The organism is Tychonema sp. LEGE 07196, from assembly GCF_963890365.1.
Lineage (GTDB): Bacteria > Cyanobacteriota > Cyanobacteriia > Cyanobacteriales > Microcoleaceae > Microcoleus.
The window spans coordinates 13,884-33,629 of the sequence record NZ_CAWPRX010000002.1 but is presented as its reverse complement, the minus strand read 5'-3'; the positions used below and the strand labels follow the sequence as shown (position 1 = coordinate 33,629).

At 48.2% G+C, this 19,746-nt stretch carries 15 protein-coding genes; 2 read left to right on the top strand and 13 right to left on the bottom strand.

The features are described from left to right. The 8 genes from AACV78_RS00315 to AACV78_RS00280 all read right to left on the bottom strand — a co-directional run. The coding region (locus tag AACV78_RS00315; RefSeq protein WP_194074367.1) for an Hpt domain-containing protein at positions 1 to 511 on the bottom strand (511 nt) is incomplete at its 3' end. Between the two features lie 51 nt (positions 512 to 562). After that, the gene (locus AACV78_RS00310) at positions 563 to 1,381 is read right to left on the bottom strand and encodes an HNH endonuclease (RefSeq protein WP_194011963.1); all 819 of its coding nucleotides are present in this window, start codon (positions 1,379 to 1,381) and stop codon (positions 563 to 565) included. A 140-nt stretch (positions 1,382 to 1,521) separates the two neighbouring features. Continuing rightward, positions 1,522 to 4,614: a methyl-accepting chemotaxis protein gene (locus tag AACV78_RS00305; RefSeq protein ID WP_194011962.1), complete on the bottom strand. Its 3,093-nt coding sequence runs from the start codon at positions 4,612 to 4,614 to the stop codon at positions 1,522 to 1,524. Positions 4,615 to 4,749: 135 nt separating this feature from the next. Beyond that, complete coding sequence (locus AACV78_RS00300; RefSeq protein ID WP_333088822.1) at positions 4,750 to 5,283, bottom strand: chemotaxis protein CheW; 534 nt, start codon at positions 5,281 to 5,283, stop codon at positions 4,750 to 4,752. Between the two features lie 123 nt (positions 5,284 to 5,406). Continuing rightward, complete coding sequence (locus tag AACV78_RS00295; RefSeq protein WP_194011960.1) at positions 5,407 to 5,739, bottom strand: hypothetical protein; 333 nt, start codon at positions 5,737 to 5,739, stop codon at positions 5,407 to 5,409. A gap of 312 nt (positions 5,740 to 6,051) precedes the next feature. Continuing rightward, positions 6,052 to 6,354: a hypothetical protein gene (locus AACV78_RS00290; protein ID WP_194011959.1), complete on the bottom strand. Its 303-nt coding sequence runs from the start codon at positions 6,352 to 6,354 to the stop codon at positions 6,052 to 6,054. Positions 6,355 to 6,357: 3 nt separating this feature from the next. Beyond that, positions 6,358 to 7,599, bottom strand: coding sequence for a response regulator (locus AACV78_RS00285; RefSeq protein ID WP_194011958.1), 1,242 nt, complete (start codon positions 7,597 to 7,599; stop codon positions 6,358 to 6,360). A 442-nt stretch (positions 7,600 to 8,041) separates the two neighbouring features. Further along, on the bottom strand, positions 8,042 to 8,266 hold the full coding sequence (locus tag AACV78_RS00280) for a hypothetical protein (protein WP_194011956.1): 225 nt from the start codon (positions 8,264 to 8,266) through the stop codon (positions 8,042 to 8,044). Positions 8,267 to 8,471: 205 nt separating this feature from the next. Between AACV78_RS00280 and hmpF the strand changes: the two genes are divergently transcribed. Beyond that, a complete protein-coding gene (gene hmpF, locus AACV78_RS00275) occupies positions 8,472 to 10,217 on the top strand; it encodes a pilus motility taxis protein HmpF (RefSeq protein ID WP_194011955.1) in 1,746 nt (581 codons plus the stop codon). On the opposite strand, the gene tilS is transcribed toward hmpF, so the two are convergent. The 3 genes from tilS to ccsB form a co-directional block, all read right to left on the bottom strand. Next, entirely contained in the window at positions 10,214 to 11,344 is a 1,131-nt protein-coding gene (tilS, locus tag AACV78_RS00270; RefSeq protein WP_194011954.1) for a tRNA lysidine(34) synthetase TilS, read from the bottom strand. The two genes, hmpF and tilS, sit on opposite strands and share 4 nt — an antisense overlap. 444 nt (positions 11,345 to 11,788) lie before the next feature. Continuing rightward, positions 11,789 to 12,214, bottom strand: a complete 426-nt coding sequence (locus AACV78_RS00265) for a KGK domain-containing protein (RefSeq protein ID WP_194011953.1) — start codon at positions 12,212 to 12,214, stop codon at positions 11,789 to 11,791. Positions 12,215 to 12,639: 425 nt separating this feature from the next. Further along, positions 12,640 to 13,698, bottom strand: a complete 1,059-nt coding sequence (ccsB, locus tag AACV78_RS00260; protein ID WP_194011952.1) for a c-type cytochrome biogenesis protein CcsB — start codon at positions 13,696 to 13,698, stop codon at positions 12,640 to 12,642. A 798-nt stretch (positions 13,699 to 14,496) separates the two neighbouring features. Here ccsB and AACV78_RS00255 point away from each other — a divergent pair. After that, positions 14,497 to 15,405: an Rpn family recombination-promoting nuclease/putative transposase gene (locus tag AACV78_RS00255; RefSeq protein WP_194011951.1), complete on the top strand. Its 909-nt coding sequence runs from the start codon at positions 14,497 to 14,499 to the stop codon at positions 15,403 to 15,405. An 801-nt stretch (positions 15,406 to 16,206) separates the two neighbouring features. Here AACV78_RS00255 and AACV78_RS00250 read toward each other — a convergent pair. Together AACV78_RS00250 and AACV78_RS00245 are read right to left on the bottom strand one after the other, a co-directional pair. Next, the gene (locus tag AACV78_RS00250) at positions 16,207 to 17,946 is read right to left on the bottom strand and encodes a DUF3352 domain-containing protein (RefSeq protein ID WP_194011950.1); all 1,740 of its coding nucleotides are present in this window, start codon (positions 17,944 to 17,946) and stop codon (positions 16,207 to 16,209) included. Positions 17,947 to 18,507: 561 nt separating this feature from the next. Continuing rightward, the gene (locus AACV78_RS00245) at positions 18,508 to 19,599 is read right to left on the bottom strand and encodes a hypothetical protein (RefSeq protein ID WP_194012260.1); all 1,092 of its coding nucleotides are present in this window, start codon (positions 19,597 to 19,599) and stop codon (positions 18,508 to 18,510) included. Positions 19,600 to 19,746: the final 147 nt, after the last annotated feature.

The window sequence follows — 19,746 nt, the reverse complement described above, 5'->3', positions numbered from 1 at the left end:
TCTCCGAGCCAAACGCCCCCGCCCCCATCCCAGCCAGAACCGGTTGAGGTAACGACAGCGGACTGCTCCGATCTACATCCCCTCCCGAGTGTCCGACAAGTCCCCCCAAATGCCCGTTGAGTTCATCAAACACCGGCTCCAACTCTCGAACCATCTGTTCGCCCATCTCTTCCGTCAGCCCAAAAGGCCCCGACAGTTGCTCCAACAACCCTTGCAACGTATCAAAAATTCGCAGGAACAGAGATTCTAGCTGTTGGTCTACCTTAACGCTGCACTCTTTTAAAACCTTAAAACTATCCTCTAATCGGTGAGATGTTTGCTGAATGCTCGTCAGCCCCAGCATTGCCGCACCTCCCTTAACAGAGTGAGCGGCCCTAAATACTTCGTTAACCAGTTCTGGGTCTTCGATCGTCGCCTGCAGATTCAGCAAACCTTGTTCGATCGTATTGAGATGGTCTTTTGCCTCCTCAATAAAGTAGCCCATAATCCTCTGTTGTTGTTCCGGCAGCATATTTTTATTCCTGATTTTAATCGTTATTGTATTGGGTCTATTTTAGTATTCTTAGAGAATATCTCTGTAAATCTCTCCCCTTGCCAACAGAATAATCTGACTGCGAGATATTGCAAATGTCCTAGCTATTTCTGCTTTCGATATCCCCTCACCTAAAAGATAGCGAATCTGCTGCACCTGTTCGGCTTTTAGCTTGCGGCTAGCACATATCTTGCCAGGAACGAAAGGAAAGCGGTTTTTTTCTATAGAATCGCGGGAGTTATCGGCGGGAGTTCCTTCCCACAAATGGTCAGGATTGACACAACCGCGATCGTCGCAACTGTGACAGGCAAAATAACCCACTTTTATAGGTCTTCCCAGTTTATCTTCAAGTACAAGTCTATGGGGATAGAAGCTTTGATTCTTTCCGTTAATTTTGATAGTTTTCACAGAATAACCATCACTTCTTTTAGCCAAGATACAAATCATGCAGCCATTCGGCTGTATTTGGGCCCGAATTCCAGGAATTATTTCTACGCCTCGCAGTTCTTTTTTAGGTTGAGGTGCAGACGTGCTTCCTACATCTTTAATCCGTCCTTTTCTAAACCTATCTTGAGAATTTTCCAGTCTAGAACCTTCCCATAAGTGATTAGGATTAATGCAGTTACGAACATCGCAACTATGGCAACAAAAGTATTCTGGTCTAATCGGACGACCCAAGCTATTTTCCAATACCAAACGGTGAATTGTAAGCGTCTTCCATTCACCATCAATCTTAAGTCTTTTGTTGGCATACCCCCTGCTATTTTTGGAGAGGGTAGAGATAATACAGCCCGTCGGTTTGATTTCACCAAATATACCAGGAATCACCTCTACTATGTTATCGTTCATCTGTGCAACTCCTAGTTTGTTTAGCTGCTGAATTAGCCTCCCCGCAGTGGTTTCAAGACTGCGAGGCTGCTTTTTGTCTGTCATTATTGCCACATAAGTGCGCTTGTGAATCAGGAAGCAAAAAAGCATTAAACAATCAATTATTGTCTTTCTGCTGTTTCCACTCGGAACCTTTCCACCGATGTCAAAAGGTCGCGAGCAACGCCTACCAAATTTTGCAAAGCACCGGAAACTCGCTGCGCTTCTTGAGACGTTTCCTGAGCAGTTAATTCCACTGCTTGCATCACCGAGGCCACCGAGCGAGCTGTTTCATTCTGCTCCACAGTGTCCGCCGTAATCGATCGCACTAACACGTCAATTCGATTAGTAACTTGAATGATATCTTCAAGCGATCGCTTCGCCTGCTCGGCCAACTTTGTCCCCTCAATAACCTGCTGCGTCCCTTCTTCCATCGCCGTCATTACCGCGCCGGTTTCACTTTGAATTTGCATCACGATCTGCTCAATTTCTTTCAAAGATTTAGCCGATCGATCTGCCAACTGTCGCACCTCATCCGCCACGATCGCAAAACCCCTACCCGATTCCCCAGCTCTCGCCGCCTCAATACTAGCGTTGAGAGCCAACAAATTCGTCCGAGAGGCGATCGCCGCAATCAAACCCACAATCTTAGAAATTTCTTGAGAAGCTTCCGCCAACCGCTTGACTTTTCTCGTGGTTTCTGCAACCGTTTCTCGAATGTCCAAAATCCCGGCCACCGTCCGTTCCACAGCCTCGCCGCCTTTAAGAGCCGTCGCCGCCGCGCCCCGGGCCACTTCTTCCGCCTCCCTAGCGCTCTCTGCAACCCGCTGAATCGCGTCGGTGAGGACTTGCACCGAATTGAGCGTCGCCGCCTGTTCCTCAGCCTGCCGCAGCGCGTCAGAAGACAAATCGCCCGCAAACTTGGCACTATCCGTAGCGCCCTTGCTGACCTCGCGAGCCGCCTGCTTCACCTGATGGACAATTTCGCGCAAATTTTGAATCGTCAAGTTAAACGAGTCAGCAACAGCGCCCAAAACGTCTGCCGTCACTTCCGCAGTCACAGTCAAATCGCCCCGCGCCGCTCCTTCCACGTCATCTAGCAAGCGAATCACCTGGCGCTGCAAATCTTCCTTTGCCTGTTCCTGCTCGTCAGACTTGCGCCTGGTATCGCTAATCGTGGTTTGGATCACCTTCGCCATGTGGTTGAATTTAGCAGCCATTCTGCCAAACTCATCCTCCGAATAAATCGTAGCGCGAGCGTCCAAAGTTCCTTGAGATACAGCATCGAACTGAGCTTGCAAATTGTCCGAGGATTTACGCACCTGCTTGGCGATCAACTGGCCGATGCCCCAAGAAGTTAAAAAGCTGGTAATACCTGCGGCTGCGGTCATTACCCAGCCTGTTTGTCGCAGGTATACGATCGCCTCCGGCTTGTCTTGCCGCAGAGCTTGATAGGAAGCAATGTTAGTAACGAAAGCCACAGCTACCAGAGAAACCAGTCCGGCCCCGATCGCCGTGTACAACTGTTTTGTAAACAAAGGAGCATTTTCCAAGAAAGCCAATCCCCCCTGTTCTACAGTCACCGAAGTATCCAGCGCTTCAGATTCTGTCGCAGCAAAACTCGGCACCGACGCACCAACAGGGCCAGAAATGGTAAACATCTCGTCGTCTCGAATTGCCGAGCCGTCGCTGTTGTCAAAGTCCAGGCTGCCCGTCGAGCCCATCATGCCGCTCGTCGAGTGGCCAAAATTGGTGTTACCTCGAGTCAGCATCGAACTGCTGGCATCTTCTGAGATGTCAAAGTCCGGCAAATTGCCCAAATCGTCAAATTCGTCAAATTCGTCTAAAAAGTCGCTGTTTTCTGGAGAATTCCCAGTTTTTGATGACCAGTCGCTGTTGGGAGCCTTGCCCGCCCCGAAAGCTGTCGCTTGCTCGCTGTCGTCGAAAGAAAAAGCATCGCTGAAAGCGTCGTCATCAAAAGCGTCTAACTCGAAGCTGTCGATCGAACCAAATGCCGGGGGTTCCGAGTCGCCGTAACCGTTGTTGTTAGAGGAAGAGCGATCGACCGAATTAAATTGTCCCTGGCTCGATCTTTGACTGTGAGAATTAGGGACAGCACCTCCCATCAGCAGCGTTTCGTCTTCCGCCAGCGAATAGTTTGACGAGTAGTCCGAGTTGTTAGTATTCGGCTGGTTTTGAGGTCCAGAATATCCGAAACCCGAGGGTATCGGATCGGCAAAGGGGTCTGCCGCTGTCGCCGAAGGAGGTAGATTTTGACCGAGATCCGAGTCGCTTGTCGGCGGGGTTTGGTAGTCGTAGTCAGAGAAATCGTCGAGTTCGTCTGGCAAATCTAGCGCACCAAAAGGTTCGCTAAAATTGTCCGACGGCCCGGTGCGGGAGTCGATGTCGTTGGAGTCAAAAGAATTCTCGATTTCTGAAGAAGCGAAACCTTGACCGTTGAGTTGAGTCGGAGCTTCTGAAAACGCATCTCCTGAATAAGGTGCGCTTTTAGCAGACGCTTTGTCCCCAGACAAGTCACCAGCATCAAACGCTCCCTCATCCAAGGCAAAAGGGTCTTCAAAATCAGAATCGGCAAACCGATCCATGTCTAGCGGCTCCGACGCATCAGCATAAGCTGCCATCCCGCCGCTATCGCTACCAAAGGGGTTAGAATGCGAGGTTAAATCTTCTTGATTGTCCGCGCTCGTGGCATCTTGCGGTTCCCACTCCAAGCCGCTCATCCCCAAGTCGGCCAAGTCCAGGTTTTCTAGGTCGTCGTCTGCCAATGGACCGACATAGGGCTCCCCGGCGACCGAATTTCCACCAAAAAGTCCCAGATCCGGGTCTTCTAAGCCTTCATCAACAGATAAGTCTGGGTAGAATTCCAATTCTGTTTTAGCCGACATAGCCTCTAAATTTTCTGTGTGCAGTTCTCCCGATAAAAATTGGTCTGTGTAGGTAATTCCGCTGTGAGCGTGTTCGACCAAACTGGGGTCGTCGCTCAGACCTAACACCACCGTGTACTGTTCCCGTGCTACCTCGTACTGTTGCAGTCCGTAGCAGTAGATGTGTCCGCACAGCAGGCGAGCGCTGGGGTCTTCGGGAAAATCTTCTACTAATTGATAAACTAGGGCCGCAGCTTCTGAATAGTTGCCCTCCATGTAGGCCGCTTCGGCCCGTTGGTAGTCCTGCTGAAAGTTGGTACTTGTTGCCATTTGCCGCCCTCTTTTGATTTTAGATTTTAGATTTTAGATTTTAGATTTTTATCTTGAATGTTTAGATGCGCGCCTCAAGTCCTGTGACTGTTAATGATTAGACCCCTATCGCCAATCGCCAATCTAAAATCGATTTCACGCTGCCCACCGCGCCGATCGCAGAATTTTCACTTGATCTAGCAGTCGCAGCACTGTTTGAGCTTGTGGGCCTAACATCCATTCTCCCCTCAGAAATGGAATCATGCCGTCTGGTGCATTGTTTTGGGAGTGCAGTTGCTCTACGTCGAGCCAGTCCATCCCCACAATGCGATCGACTGCGAGCCCCAAAATCGTGTCTTGGTCTTCCACAGCCACGATGGGAATTTCGGGTCTGTCTGTGTTGAGAGGTGTTTGGTCTCCCAAAAACTGACCGAGATCCGCCACCCAAATCACTCGTCCTCTCATGTTTAGCGTACCTAAAAGCAGAGAAGAAACGTTAGGGATAGGTGTCATGCGGTCTGGGGAGGGAGATAATACCTCTCTAATCCCGATCGCCGGCAGTGCGAATTCGTTCCCCGAAGGAACGTAGAACCGCAGGTGCAGCTCGCCTTCGGGAGTTTCCAGTTCTTGGAATTCTGGAGCCTGATCTATGCTTTGTCCTGGTAATATAAAGTCTGAGCTGCCACTAATCATAATTCTGACACCTGCATTTCTAGCAAATTTTTAACGTTTAGCGCCTTGAGAAGGCACTGTGGAAACTTCGACGGTCAAAACTTGACAATGCCAAGCTTGACACAGCCAAGGGGTGAATGGCTATCCTGCTGCTCGTTTTTGGCAATAAATGCGCGCTCTCAATAATAATTTAGGGTGCGATCGATTATTCACCACTTCTAAAGACTCTATTTGACCGACGCCACCAGCATCAATCCAGTTAGATTTAGGGAATCTCAGTCGAGTCCGATTAAACTTCGTTAATCCACCATAACCAGTTGAAACACGCAATCCAGTTTCTTTCAGCCGATTAAATAATGCCCACCGAGTTGAATTAACTGCTGCTGCATTTTTCAGGAGACGCTTTGATCGAGCGATAATCAGCTTGAGAACATCTGGCTTTTTTAGGCTTAATTGGCTGACAAATTGGTTCAAAGGAAACAGCGGTTTTTCTCCCTCAAAAGCGTCATTGTTTGACGCCTCGGCTTTGCTTTCTTCGATTGCGTTTTCGGTGACGTAGGCTTTAACGCTTACATTAATACCTACCTACCGATTTTTGGGTTGGGGAATGGTAAACTTTCGGCATCGCAGAATGAAACCAACCAAAGACCAGCTTTTTTTTTGACGGTAAAAGTCTGGGAAACCAAACTACAGTTTAAAGGTTCGTCAAGGTCGAACGTCCCAGGTATGACAATCTTAATTATACTTCTGCGATCGTCCTTGTGGGGCAGGTTTTTCGCTGGCTTTTTACAGGGTTTTTGCGAGACGATTCTTGTGTTTTTCGGATGGGACACAATTTTTCGATTTGACAAATATAGCGCGCCGGATTGACCGTTTTGGGCGATCGGCAACAGTTGAATCGCTCGATCGCCCAAAACGATACTGAGTCAAAGCATCCTTGAGGTTAATCAAAGCGTTTTGATACATCCTGTCAGACAATTGATTCATCCAGTTTAATTCAAGTGTTTTTTTTAGGCGATCGGTGAAAAGATTCTTGCTTTCTTCCATCGACTTCGAGTCCAACAGCTTACCCTTACCGTAAATCAGCAACGTCTATTTTTCTTTGAGTTCATCTTCGAGCGATCGATCTAATAATCTTGTTGATAGATTCGATGAAGGATAGCCCGGGCCCACATATTTTTCTACCAACATTAATAATTCGCTTTCGCCAAAAGGTTTGGTGTAGAAGTCTGTAGCTCCGGCCATGCGGGCTTTAACGCGATCGATAAATCCGTCGATGCCTGTGAGCATGACGATCGGCGTTTGCCGGAAAGCGGTAGAATTGCGGAGCATAGCGCAAACTTCGTAGCCGTCGAGTTCCGGCATGGCGATGTCGCACAGAATTAAATCGGGTTTGATTTGAAAAACCAAACTCAGGGCTTGCAGGGGATTGCCGATGGCAGTAGCTTCGTAACCGTGTTCGTTTAAAATTGACTCGACTGTTTTGCGAATCACATTGTCATCGTCAATGCAGACAACTCTCTTAACCTTGTTTTCTGGATGCGGCGGCCATTCTTTTCTGTCGTTTGCCGGCGCAATAGATGGCTCGTAAAATACTTGTACCAATCCCTGCTGCACGAAGGGGTAAATCGCCTTAGCGACAGTCAGCACGTCTCTGTTGAGGTAGCGTGCCATTTGGCGGATCGAAGTGTGACCGTCGGCCCAGCGCCTGAGAGTATTAAAGGTACTGGCTGGGAGGGCGACTCGTAGCTCGGTTGGATCTGAAATGACCGGACATTGGTTTGGCGACTGAATGTGAGGGTGAAACTGTTTCCACTGCTGCACTTGTTTGACAATCTTCGCTAGGAGGGGGCTAATTTCTAAGCTGGTCAGTTGAGGGGCTAATGCTGACCCCATTTCAAAAGTGAAGGAACCTTGATGAAGGCTGAGCAAGTCAAACAGGGTTTCGTGAACCATGCTGTGGATGATGTTGCGCCCTTGAGCTGGGGTGAGGATGTGGTTTTCTAGCAGGGCCCACAGATAGCCGTATTCTGGGGCATTGGTAGATGCCATATAAGGAACTTGGATTTTGTCGAGGGCTGTGTCTGCTTTGTAGCGGCGCAGGTAGTCGCGCAAGCGCAACAAACTGCCCGCACTCTGGGTAGCGTAAATAATTTGACCGTTGAAGCAGAAGACATACCAGGATTGTCCTGCAAGGGAGCGCGGGGGGGGTTGAGTACCCGTGTTGCTGGCGGTGGAACTGTAGGCTTCTACGAACAGTTCTCCGGTGCGCTGACCTAACTCAATCAATTGCAGGATGCTGCGGATGTCAATTTCACTCAAATTTCCCTGCATGCAGCTAAACTATCCTCTTTAAAACCGTTGTCTGAGATCGGAAAGACTGTGTGCTGGCCCAAAGATTGACTTGAGTTTCCGCGATCGGGGCCGGCGATCGTACAATTGGGAATTGACGAAAGGGCTATGCGGCAAGCGGCGGGCTTTTTGGCAGCGCTAGGAGTCCATAACCTGAAACCGCACAAATCGCGGCATTCTCGCAGTGTGTAGAATCCACATCGCACAATTATTGTACGGGCTTTTCGAGCGTGCAACGCTGGCATTTGCGACTGGTTCAAACTCGATCGGGCTTTAGCCACGCTCGATTATTGCTTCTACGAATCGACTTGCTGATGCACCCATTACTTCAACTAGACAGTTTTTGACTGACCCCGCCCAAAAACGGGTGCCGCGCCGCCTACTCCGATCGCGGCGATCGCCAATTTTGAAAAGAACGTTCCTGCTAGGGTGATTCATCTCCTGCAAGTAAATCGAAAATCGAAAACTTGTACAGCGAAGCCGAAGTATCTAAAACTTGTAGGGCGACTCGTGCCCTGGGACTTGTGTCCAGCGAAGCCGAAGTAAGCCGAAGCAAGCGGAAAAATCTAAAATCTAAAATCGACTGACTTTTTTCGGCTTTGGGCTGTGAGAGTCGCTGCGGTTTTGCTAGTCTTGAATCAAGTGGCATTGAGGCTGCTCTGCCATTTTTCCAGAAAGCGGGCGGTGGCAAGGTTTTCGAGACGCTCTCCGTTGTGGGTGATTGCTGTGCGCGATCGGGGAAAGGATGCTATCCCCGGATTGGGAAAACGACACCAAAGACTACTTAGTATTTTCGGTCTTTAAGTAGCTTAAAGTATGTTTGGATAGGTTTTAGGAAGCAGAGGACTATTAGTGTGCTGTATCTAGCAGAAGTACAAAAACAGAGAAGCGGCTTTGGTCTCGGTGGCGGTAAGGCTGAACTGAAACTGCTAGCTTGTCAGCGGGGCGAACACAATTGGAGCGCCGTACCGGGGGATGATGCGATTCCAGTTGAGGAAGCTAATAAGTTTAACGACGGCACGCTGGTGCTGGTTGAGTTGAGCGCTAACAAGCAAGTACAGCGGATTCAGGAGGCTGCCCGCCAGTTGGTGAGCATTCTGCAAAATTTCTCGCGCTTGCAGGACAAGTTTAAGGATAAGGAAGAGGAAATTGAACAGTGGAAGGCTTCTCTGACGTTTTCGAGTCAGGAGCTCAATCGCCGGGAAATGGAAATGCAAGCCCGCGAAGAGCAGTTGGCTCAAATGGAAGAGGAGTTGGAGCGGCTGGAGGCTCAGCGCTCGGAAATTGAAAATACTCGCGATGAGGCTAACCGATTGCGGGATGAGGTCGATCGCAGCCGGGTGGAAATTGAGACGGCTTGGGAACAGTTGCGGGGCGAACAGCAGCAGGTGGCTCAGCAGCAGTCTCAGATGCCGCAGGGGGCTGCGATCGACGAGCAGCAAGCACTGAGGATTCAGGAGTTAATGAACAAGCTGGGAGGTGCAATTTCTGCAGCTCAAGGGGTTCGGGAACAATTGAATCAGTCTTTTGGTGTTGTGGGGGCTCAGCAAGCAATTTTGGATTTGCACTGGCAGCAGTTGGAGCAAAAACGGGCCAATGCTCAGCAGCAGCAGGAAGATGTCGATCGACAGCTTCAAAGCCTGCAAAACCGCTGGCTGGAGTGGTATCAATCTCAAGATGTTTTGGGACAAGCTCGGGCGGATCTTAAGGGACATCAAAGTACGCTCAGCGCTAAGCAGGCTCAGGTTGAGTCGATGTCTTTGCAGGTGCGGGCTGTTGAGGATATGTACGAGCAATTTTCTCGGTTCGCATCTGCTGCGGGTGCTGGGGGTATGGAGCAGGCAGTAGATGTGTCTGCTCTGGAGCAGATGCCGGTTGATGAGTTGCAGGGGCTGGTGCAACACTTGCAAGAGGATTTGGAAAAGGTGTTCCGCTTTGTTAACGATCAAGAGGAGGAGTTGACTCTCCAACGGGAGACTATTGAGGAGCTGCAAGGAAAAATTCAAGCGGCTTCGGAGTACGATCGCATGGCTTTGGAAAATGAAATGGCCGATGAGCTCGAAAGTTATCAGATGTTGAACGAAACTCTGGTGGGACAGCGGCTCCGCTTGCAGGAACGGGAGGATGTTTTGAAGCAGCATCAGGGGGTGCTGTGGCGAAGATTGGGTACTGCTAATGCTCCAAAACAAGATCCTGCTGATATTGATTGGGAGCCGATGGTTGCAAAGCTCAATTCTGTGCGCCAGCAGCAAAGCCAAGAACTGCAAAGGCTGGAAAATGAAATTAAGCAGGTGCGGGAACTCATATCTCAAATTGAGGAAAATGTCAACATCCAAAATGTAGAAAGTGAGTCGAAACGTTACGAACTCAAGCAGTTAGAGCAGAATTTGTTCAATCAGAAAGCTGCTGTGGCGGAACTCTGGGGCCGGGTGAATGTTTATCAAGAAATGTTGCAACCGGTGCAGGACAATTTGAGCGGGCTGCGCCTGAAGCTGGAAGCGGCGGGGGCGGAACTCGATCGCGTGCAGCAGACTGGGGAGGAGCAAGATCGGGTAGTTTCGGATCTGCGACAAGTTTTTTCGGGCTTGATGACTGCTTAAAATTTAAGATCTAAAATTATCCAAGGTTTTTCAACTCGGGCGATCGCTCCTCCTGGAAATGGATCGGTTTGCGATCGGTTGGGCGCTGCGATTAAGCTGGTGAGTTTTTCTACGCTCTCAAAGCTGGGTGCTGAGGGTAATATTTGTTGCAGTAGCTGTCGCATAGCCCGTCGCTGCAACGCTAGGGGTGCTTCTCGCAAAATCGGGCGATTTAAGTTGACGGGCAGTTGAAATTTCACCTGCTCGCTGTCTGCAATGGGACAGATTGCTCGCTGTAGCAAGTCGCTGGCTGCAAGTTCGAGATATTCGACGTCGGCGCGGAGGAGTTCGGCTGTTTGGGCGATCGCCTGTTGGGCTTTTGGATTGAAATGAGTTTCTAAATAAGGCAATAATTCCGATCGAATGCGGTTGCGGGCATATTTTAAGTCTTGATTTGTGGAATCTTCCCAAATTGGTAATTTTTGCTCTTGACAAAATTGACCGGTTTGCGATCGGGTGATTTCGAGCAAGGGACGAACTAAATAGATTTTAGATTTTGGATTTTGGATTTTAGATTGAGGATTTTCATCCAGATTGTGCGATATTTGGGTGTTGGGATTTGCTTCAGAATTCCCCAATCTAAAATCTAAAATCGGCAATCTAAAATCAAACAGGGGGCGCTTCCAGGTGAGGGCAGAAAGTCCGTCGGCACCGCTACCGCGAATCAGGTTGTAGAGGAGTGTTTCGGCGCGATCGCTGGCTGTGTGGCCTGTGACAATGTAGGGGTAGTTGTGGGCGATCGCAATTTCGGTTAAAGCTTGATACCGCCACTGTCTTGCCGCCGCTTCAGTTTTGGGGACTAACAAAGCGGTTTCCAAATAATAGGATATGCCCCAATTTTTCGCTAAATTTTCTACATGAATTGCATTAGATTGGGAATCAGAACGCCAGCGGTGATCGCAGTGGGCGATCGCTAAATCCCAACCCCATTTTGGCTGCAAATCCACCAGTAATTTGAGCGAGCACAGAGAATCTTGGCCGCCGGATACTGCTACCAACAATCGCTGATTTGAGGGCAATATTTGTCGCAGCAGCAGCGTCCGGTGCAGTTGAGCGTGGAGGTGCGTCCAATTGGAAGATTCAGCCATGAGAGCAGTTTTTCATGCAGTAAGTCATTGGGCAAACAGGGCATTGGGCATAGGCCCGCGCAGGGCATAGGGCATTAGTCATTAGTCATTAGTCATTAGTCATTGGTGGTGTCCTCCCCGAGCTTTCCGTCCAATGTCCAACGTCCGAAGAGAAATGGAAGAAGGAAGAAGGAAGTTCAGCGTACTCGCAGTCTAGCCTGCAAGCTATGGTAGTGCTGTCCGCGAAGAGCGGTTAGAAAAAACTCGCTCATCGCCGACACTAAGCCCGTGCGATATCGCGACAGCTTGCAAAGCGAAAAAAAAGCTTTTTGCAAAAATATGAGATGATCCTAACAGATGGGTGTTGAGGGAATTGGGAATTGGGAATTGGGAATTGGTAATAGGGCAATTTCCCCTTTTTTTCACTCACAATTGCCACTTTCCCATTCTCTAAATTTCTGCTTTTTAGCTCCACATTCCTCTACTGTGAGGGTTGCTGTCTGGATACCCAGACAAAGGATAATTGTCACTTATTTGTGTTGAATCGGCTACAGTTGGTTCATCATTAGTATCAGTTGGGAATGAGCTATTTTGGTCGTAGGTCTGCGTGGTGTCTGATGTTTCTGGAGAGGCTGGAAGGGCTTTTTGTTCTGTCACCTCAGATTCTATCGGGTAAAACTCCAGACGCATCCTAAGTTTGCCTTTTGTCCAGTTTTTTCCGGCACTTAAAACTTCGCAATCCATGCCGTCTGAAAATAAGTGTTGTTCTAGCAATTTTGACTGCATAATGGTCATAAATTCGCTCACTTTGAATGTACACTGATACATTAAAGCGCTGGCAGGAGCAGACAAAACATCGTCTTCTTTGAGAAATATTTGTGATTCGTCCATATCAATTGTCCTGTTAATGAAGGAAGACGGAAAAGGGAAGAGAGCCCTTCGGCTACGCGAGCGGGTAAAAAGAAGGAAAAGGGAAGAAAGTTTTTGATTCTCGATGCTTTTATAAGCTGGCATTGCATTGATGTCAAGTTTACCTCAAACGCAGTACCGGTCTGCTGTTTTACGATTAGGCTCCGAGCCCGCCGAATTCTTGCCCCCTACTCCCCCTTAAGAAGAGGGGGGATTGGAAGCGATGGAATTCCCCTTTTAAAGGGGAATTTAGAAAGAGGCAGACTCGGATGCAAACGAGAGATACAAAGGATTTTAGGCTGAATTTGACACTAATATTGGGCGTTGCCACCTGAGAACCGGAGATGCTATTAATCCCTACGCTTTGATTTATGCTGTTTTTCTGTGGCTGATTGGTGGCTGGGAAATTAGAAAAACCAACCGTAGGAATGTAAACCTTTGCCTAGCAGATTAACGCCTAAATAGCAAATCCAAACTACTACAAAACCTGTGGCGGCTAAAATTGCTGGGCGTCTTCCCTGCCAGCCGCGAGTGATGCGGGCGTGCAGGTAGGCTGCAAATACTAACCAAGTAATTAGCGCCCAAGTTTCTTTCGGGTCCCAACTCCAGTACGAACCCCAAGCTTCGTTAGCCCAAACTGCACCTGCGATAATTCCAACTGTCAGCAAGGGGAATCCTAAACCGATGATGCGATAGCTAATGTTATCAAGGGTTTCTGCTAGATTCAAGCGCTGGGGCGAGAGAAGTTCTGCGGTTTGAGTTGGGGCGGTTGATGCGGTTTGAACGGTTGCTAGTTCTAGCACTGCGGTGGTGCTGTAACCGTTATTGCTGTTGAAAGCGGGTTCGCCAACAGGTTGTCGGCTGTCGTCGTCGGCTGGGGGTTGGGGGTTTTGCGGGCGTTGGAGGCGGTAGTTGCCGTTGCGGTTGCTGTTGGTGCCGAAGGAACTGCCGGTGAGTTCGATTTTTTGGCCGCGGGTGACGATTAAAAATGCGATCGCCAGTAATGCTCCTACCATTAAGGTGGCGTAACTGAGCATCATGACGCTAACGTGCATCATCAGCCAGTTGGATTTGAGGGCTGGTACTAGGGGCTCTGCCGATTGCATGGTGTCGGGGAGAGTCAGGGCGGCAAAGGCGGTTATTGCCATTGCTACGGGGGATGTGGCTACTCCTACTAGGCGGGAACGGCTCATGTTTTCGGCGACTAGGTGGATGGCGGTGATTCCCCAAACTAGGAAAAATAGGGATTCGTAGAGGTTGCTGAGCGGGAAGTAACCGGCTTCTATCCACCGCGAACCGAGTAAGGCGGCGATGGAGAGGTTGGCGACGGCCATTCCTGCGGTGCCTAGGGCGGCCAGGTAGGGAATGTTGGGGAAGGCTGCGCCTACCCAGTAGATGAGCATTGTTGCGAACAGGATGGCGAAGGAGATGTTGTCCAGCCAGTTCTGAAGTACGACCAGATCCATATTATTTACTCCGGTAGTGTTTTTACTTATTTTTGCTAACTATATCGATCGTACTGGCGTTCGGGAGTTTTGGGTTTGGGATTTGGAATTTTTGTGGCAATTATGAGTTTTTGGGGGTGGTTGAGGTGGGGGCGGGCGATCGCACGGATGCCTAAAACAAGCTACTATTGACCCGCCAGACGAGTGTCGCCCCGTTAAGTCGCGCTGGTTGATTCTGGCTGAGGGCTTGAGGTTGGACGAGTTCAAACTAAGGAAACACCGAATGCTGAGGGGCGAAATTCGATCGCCCGCTAACAAATTTAGTCTTGGACGTAGAGGGGCAGAAACCGGGTTTTTTCAGAAAAATCCTTCGTTTTCACCCAGAGAGCAAGTAAAAAACCCGGTTTTTTTGTCGGGAGTGCGTCTAGGACTGAAAATATAGGATATTTTTTGATATTGGGCTATCTCGAATCGTTTAAAATTGATTTAGCAGATTACCCACTTGCTGTTTTTGCAACCAGCAAAAAAACGGAATCCCCCGAATCAAGTCGTGGATACTCCCCAAATTTTAAACCAAAGCTCAAGCTCCGGTGATTCATCTAGAGGAGTCAATTCTAAAATTGAAAATCTAAAATCTAAAATCGACAGATGGTTGGATAAGTTGCACAGGCTAGATGATATCATGTGCAGTCGATTAGTATAACAAAAATAGTTCGTAGTGCGGACTGGCATACGCAATCCCGGAGCGGACTTGCATACGCACTACGAACCAATCCGATATCGATCAATCGATCGCACGCGATAGGAGATGTTGAGTTAATGCGTCGAGATTCAATTTTTTATAAGTTATTTCAAGAAGCTCCGACGCTGTTGTTTGAGCTATTGGAAGAGTCACCATCAAATGCGGAACAGTATCGATTTGATTCGGTGGCGGTGAAGGAACCGAAGTTTGAAATTGATGGGGTGTTTTTGCCGCCGGATGCTGAACCGGGAGTTGTATATTTCTGTGAGGTGCAGTTTCAGCGGGATGAATTGCTTTATGAGAGATTGTTTGGTGAGTCGTTTTTGTATTTTTATCGCAACCGCCAGCGATTTACTGATTGGGAAGCGGTGGTAATTTATCCGAGTCGATCAACTGAACAATCAGAAACGCATCCCTATCGATCGCTCACCAGCAGCAATCAGGTACATCGGGTATATTTGGATGAGTTGGGTGCGATCGAACAGTTGCCGCTGGGAGTGGCGCTGATGGCGTTGACGACTATCGACGAAGCGAGTACGCCGGAAGCTGCGCGATTGTTGCTGGCGCGATCGCAGCGGGAGGAATCGGAAGCCGCGAGTCGCGCCATAATAGAGATGCTGACGACAATACTGGTTTACAAGTTTACAAATTTGAACCGAAGGGAGGCAGAGGCGATGTTAGGGATTACGCTTGAGGAAACTCGGTTTTATCGGGAAGCTAAGGAAGAAGGCATTGAACAAGGCATTGAACAAGGCCGCGAACAAGGCATTGAACAAGGCCGCGAACAAGAAGGAAGAGCCTTGATTTTACGTCAGCTAAATCGCCGTTTGTTAAATCGGCGAGTTGGAACTTTGCCGGAATCTATTACCTCTAGAATTGCTGATTTGTCGATCGAGCAAATTGAAACTCTAGCAGAGGAATTGTTAGATTTTCAGTCGATCGCAGATTTAGAGGTTTGGCTGGAAAATTTGCCGCAGGAAGATTGAGGCGATGTGAGGGATTGCACTTGAGGGGGCGATCGCGCCCTTTGCGCGCACACATACCTCAAACGTACTCCCCCTCTGCTTCCTGGGTTCTGGGGCCTATGAAAGTGCATCCGCCGTTGCTGAGAGGATGTTAAGGGTGCGATCGGGGATGATTCCGGCGGATTAGAAGCGGATTGATGATGGTGGAAGATGTTTTGGGCGATCGTACCCACAGACTGATGTTAAATTTTTCTGTATGGCTAGTCTAAATCAATTGCGTAATTCTTTTAGGAGAAATCCCCCCTTGGAATTTTATTCATGAGTACAATCACCAAATCCGATTAGCAATGCTGAAGACTCAACCGCCTCAATTTTATCCATCCTTTACATAAAAGCACTACCAAAATAGCCTGTACAATGACCTAACATTAACAGTCCAGCACGCAATCGCCCGCCAAGAAACCCGGTTTCTTTGCATTACTGGGGACTGCAGCCGAGGATTTTAGTCCATTAAACCAGGTTTGTGACAACCGCTGCACAAGTCCTAATTAAATTATAAAAATAATAAATAATCTTGCCTCCCGCCGTTGCTGTTTAATATCATATCCGCACTACGAACCGCACGCGCACCCAGGTTCGTATTGCGGACTTGACTCCGCTTTCCGCCAGCAGAAAATGGACACTACAAACCAGATTCGTAGTGCGGACTTGACTCCGCTTTCCGCCAGCAAAAAATGGATACTACAAACCGTGTTTGTTATGGCAATCGACCCGACATGATATAAAGAGTTTTCATGGCGGATTTGTTCCATGATTTAAGAGCTAATTGGGAGAAGTTTGGACGGTGGGCGAAGGACTCGGTGCACTAGGGTTCGGCGAGGGCTTTGGAGAAGGAGTGGATTGGTCGGATTTTTTGAGTCTGACAAAAGCGTCGTAGCGGGTAGTACGATCGCTAATGACGGCCGCTGTAACGCCGATCGACCGCGTGGCATCTATCCACATTTTTTGGGTGGGAGGAAACTCCGGTAAAGCTAGGTTTTTCGGGTTAAACGCAGTTTCGGTGTCGATGAAAAAATTGCCGTTGTTGGGCTTAAGTTGCGATCGTACAGTTTTCTGGAAAATTTCGCTGCTTAAAAGCGGACTTGTCGGCGCAGGAACGATCGCCTCAACCACGGGAGCTCCTACTGCGATAAACGCAACATTATTCATCCAGCCGCGAGTTACCGAAATCCCTCCAAACTGCGATGTCCATTTAGTCGCAGGTTGACCGCCGACTTGAATTTCCTCAACTCTAAACCCTTTCATTTTCATCGTTTCATCAAGCTGTTTGAGGGATTTGTTAGCTGCGCCGCGGTTGTTTGTTTCCACCATAAATACAAATCCAGCAGCATATTTGTCTTTGGGATTTGGCGCGCTGGCAGGTATTAATGACAGAGAAAATTCTCCCCCCATCCAGTCGAGCAAATCTTTATCTAAATCCAAGCCGGTAGTCGATTTTAAACCTGTACGCAAAATTTGGGGATTAATTGGGGACAGCGGGTTAGCATCTGCTCCCAATACATAGTCTTGCCACAAACGCTGCAAGTTGCCGCCGGATACCATCATGATTGTATTGCTTGGGAGGCGGTCAACCATTTTTAAAGCGTTGTTTTCTACCACTATCTTTCTCGTGGAATCTGGTTTTAGCCAAGAGATGGATTTGAATCCAATGCCTTCTGAATCTAGTGTCGCTGTGGTGGCAAATCCCTGATTTTGTTGCAGTTTTTCCAGGTTGTCTGGGGAAATTTCGCGGGCTGAGTTGGCTGCTGTAAAGGCTGCTGCAACGGGCATATTGACGTAGAGTTGACCGAAGGCTGCTGGATCTTTTATTTGTTGGATGGCGTCTGCATAGCCGGGGGTTTTGGCGAGGGAGGGTTCGCCTTTGTAGGTGTCAATTATTCTGTCTGTAGCCGTGGGATCTGTGGTGACTGCTAGATAGTTTGTGCCGAGTACCGCAACGGAAAAATTGCGATCGGGTATACCTTGAGTTTCTGTAACTTGCACGCCTTTATAATTGCGCTCAACCATTTTTCCTTGGTTGAGGGATCTGGGTTTTGCTAATAATTCTTTGGCTTTAATCGGGTTAGCAATTGGCAAGATAATTGCGACTGACTGCTGCATTGGCTGAGGCGGGGGCGAGTTGGGTGTCCGTGGGGGGACTGGTATTGCTGTTTTGTTTCGCAGAAACGCTACCATTGCTGTGTTACCTACCCACGGTTGAATGTCTTGCGCGTAGGCGTAACCGTTGGTTGTCAGGAGGCGATCGCGCAATTCGCTTAAAAACCTTTCAAACGAAGCTTTTGACTCGGGCGTACCAAACTCTCGCAGTTTATTCCACTGCGATTCATCGGTAGTGATCGATAGAGCCATCATCGCATCTTGCGGGACAACCGTTGCTCCCGCCGGTAAGTCTTTGGCGGGCCCGCGAGAAATGACGAGGTAGTACGCGAGAAAGCCTAAACCGATCAGAAGTGTAGCGCCTCCGATCGCAAACAGCAGGGAAGATTTATCTTTCTTAAACATTATTCGTAAGGTTTGGGTGCTCGCAACATGATAGATGATTTCCTTGCCTAATGTAGCAAATGTTGAAACAAGAAGGAAAAACAGAAACAGTTGACTGTTGACTGTTGACTGCTGACTGCTGACAAGCGAATTTCAAAGGCGGTACAAGCCACCGGATTTATCCGTGGAATTAATCCTAAATCTAAAATCTAAAATCCTCAAGCCCCCGAATTGAGCCGTGGGGTAAATCTAAAATCTAAAATCTAAAATCTAAAATCGAATGACTGTTGACGGGCGGGTCGAAAAACTGAATGGTTGAGTGTTAACTGTTGACAGTCAACAATCACCAGACGGTACAACCGGAATTGATACCATTTTTCTAAAGATGTGCTATGGATGAAGTCTTAGCCCCCCCTTAATAAGGGGGGGTTGGGGGGGTAATATCTAGCGCTACTTTATGAAATTGGTATGATATCAAATCCTCTCTTCATCGGAATCATAAATTCCAGTCAACAGTCAACAGTCAACCGTCAACAGTCAACAGTCAACATCACCTGACGGTACAACCGGAATTGATATGAATCAGTTTCTCGCCTTAAAGTCTTTAAAAATCGTTTGAAACGAGTACATCAACCGGTGGACATCGTTTGTCGCCCTTGGAAAAATGTTGAGTTCCCATTTTTTGCGCGCAGTTGTTAATAGTTTTGCTACGGGCTGGGAGTAAGTGTTAGAAATGAAATAGCTGCCGCCTTCGTAGCGAATATCTGATGCTAAGCCGATAAAAGCACCGGCCGTTTCTAGTTGAAGTTCCGAGGTGCTGTGTTCGGATTTTACTGCTAAAATTACTTGCGAGTGTCGGGGTTCGCGGTTGAGCAAGCGACAGATATTCGCTTCTTTTTGGTACAAAATTAAAACGTTGCAGTTGTGCAGAACTCCGGCTCTACCTTGGACTTTGACTCCGAGGTGAATTTCCAGGGCTGGTTTGTCGGGAAATTCCACCACAGCATGAGTGTATGGATGTGCGGTGCCGTGGATTGTTCCGGCTGTTTTTCTAAAGGTTAAATATTTCGGTGTTTCGTCGTCTAAAACGTTGTTGTAATAAATATTACCGCCTTCATTGGCCACTGCTTTTAGCAGGATGGTGAATAGGTAAGCGTCAAAAATTCTTGCTTGTTCTGCTGCTCCGTTGAAATCGGGATCGATGGAGTTTTTTAATTTGCTTTTAATTTCGGAAGTGACGGTGTAGTTGCTCGGCTCTGAGGGCAGTTTTTCGAGTAATTGCTTGAGGGCGATCGCCTGTTTGTGGCGGGGGGCTGTCACGTTGGAGGTGAACTCGATTGTTTGGGCTGTTTCTGCACCTGAATTGGCAAAAATTATTTTTGTACCCAGAGGAGAGGTTTCCGATTCTACTTTCAAGAAATAAGCTATTTCGTCTTCCATTTCGGAAGTGTTCACCGTCGCTTGTCCGACAGCATCAATTAACAGCAAAAGTTGTTCTTTTGCGGTATAATCTTCTATCTTGAGCAGGGGTGTCTTTCTTTTGAGCGATCGCTCTTGAATTACTTTGCCTATCTCTACAGTATCTGCTACTTGTTGAACTACCCAATCCAATTTAAACTCATTTAGAATTGCCGCCAGTTCTTGATAGAGTTTGGCGTACTCGATGTCGTCCATAATTGCTTCTGCACTGCACACTATATCTAATTATACAAGGTAGTTGATTTTTTTGTCAATCTGCCAACAGCCAACAGCCAACAGCCCACAGCCCACAGTCAACAGCCAACAGTCAACAGCCAACTACCAATTAGCAGTAAGCTATTT

What these genes read in the sequence shown, in the direction of transcription:
- AACV78_RS00285 (WP_194011958.1), bottom strand. Translation starts at nt 7,599, where the DNA reads ATGCAGGGAAATTTGAGTGAAATTGACATCCGCAGCATCCTGCAATTG.
- AACV78_RS00255 (WP_194011951.1), top strand. Translation starts at nt 14,497, where the DNA reads ATGCGTCGAGATTCAATTTTTTATAAGTTATTTCAAGAAGCTCCGACG.
- AACV78_RS00265 (WP_194011953.1), bottom strand. Translation starts at nt 12,214, where the DNA reads ATGGACGAATCACAAATATTTCTCAAAGAAGACGATGTTTTGTCTGCT.
- tilS (WP_194011954.1), bottom strand. Translation starts at nt 11,344, where the DNA reads ATGGCTGAATCTTCCAATTGGACGCACCTCCACGCTCAACTGCACCGG.
- AACV78_RS00245 (WP_194012260.1), bottom strand. Translation starts at nt 19,599, where the DNA reads ATGGACGACATCGAGTACGCCAAACTCTATCAAGAACTGGCGGCAATT.
- AACV78_RS00310 (WP_194011963.1), bottom strand. Translation starts at nt 1,381, where the DNA reads ATGAACGATAACATAGTAGAGGTGATTCCTGGTATATTTGGTGAAATC.
- AACV78_RS00305 (WP_194011962.1), bottom strand. Translation starts at nt 4,614, where the DNA reads ATGGCAACAAGTACCAACTTTCAGCAGGACTACCAACGGGCCGAAGCG.
- AACV78_RS00250 (WP_194011950.1), bottom strand. Translation starts at nt 17,946, where the DNA reads ATGTTTAAGAAAGATAAATCTTCCCTGCTGTTTGCGATCGGAGGCGCT.
- ccsB (WP_194011952.1), bottom strand. Translation starts at nt 13,698, where the DNA reads ATGGATCTGGTCGTACTTCAGAACTGGCTGGACAACATCTCCTTCGCC.
- AACV78_RS00280 (WP_194011956.1), bottom strand. Translation starts at nt 8,266, where the DNA reads ATGCCACTTGATTCAAGACTAGCAAAACCGCAGCGACTCTCACAGCCC.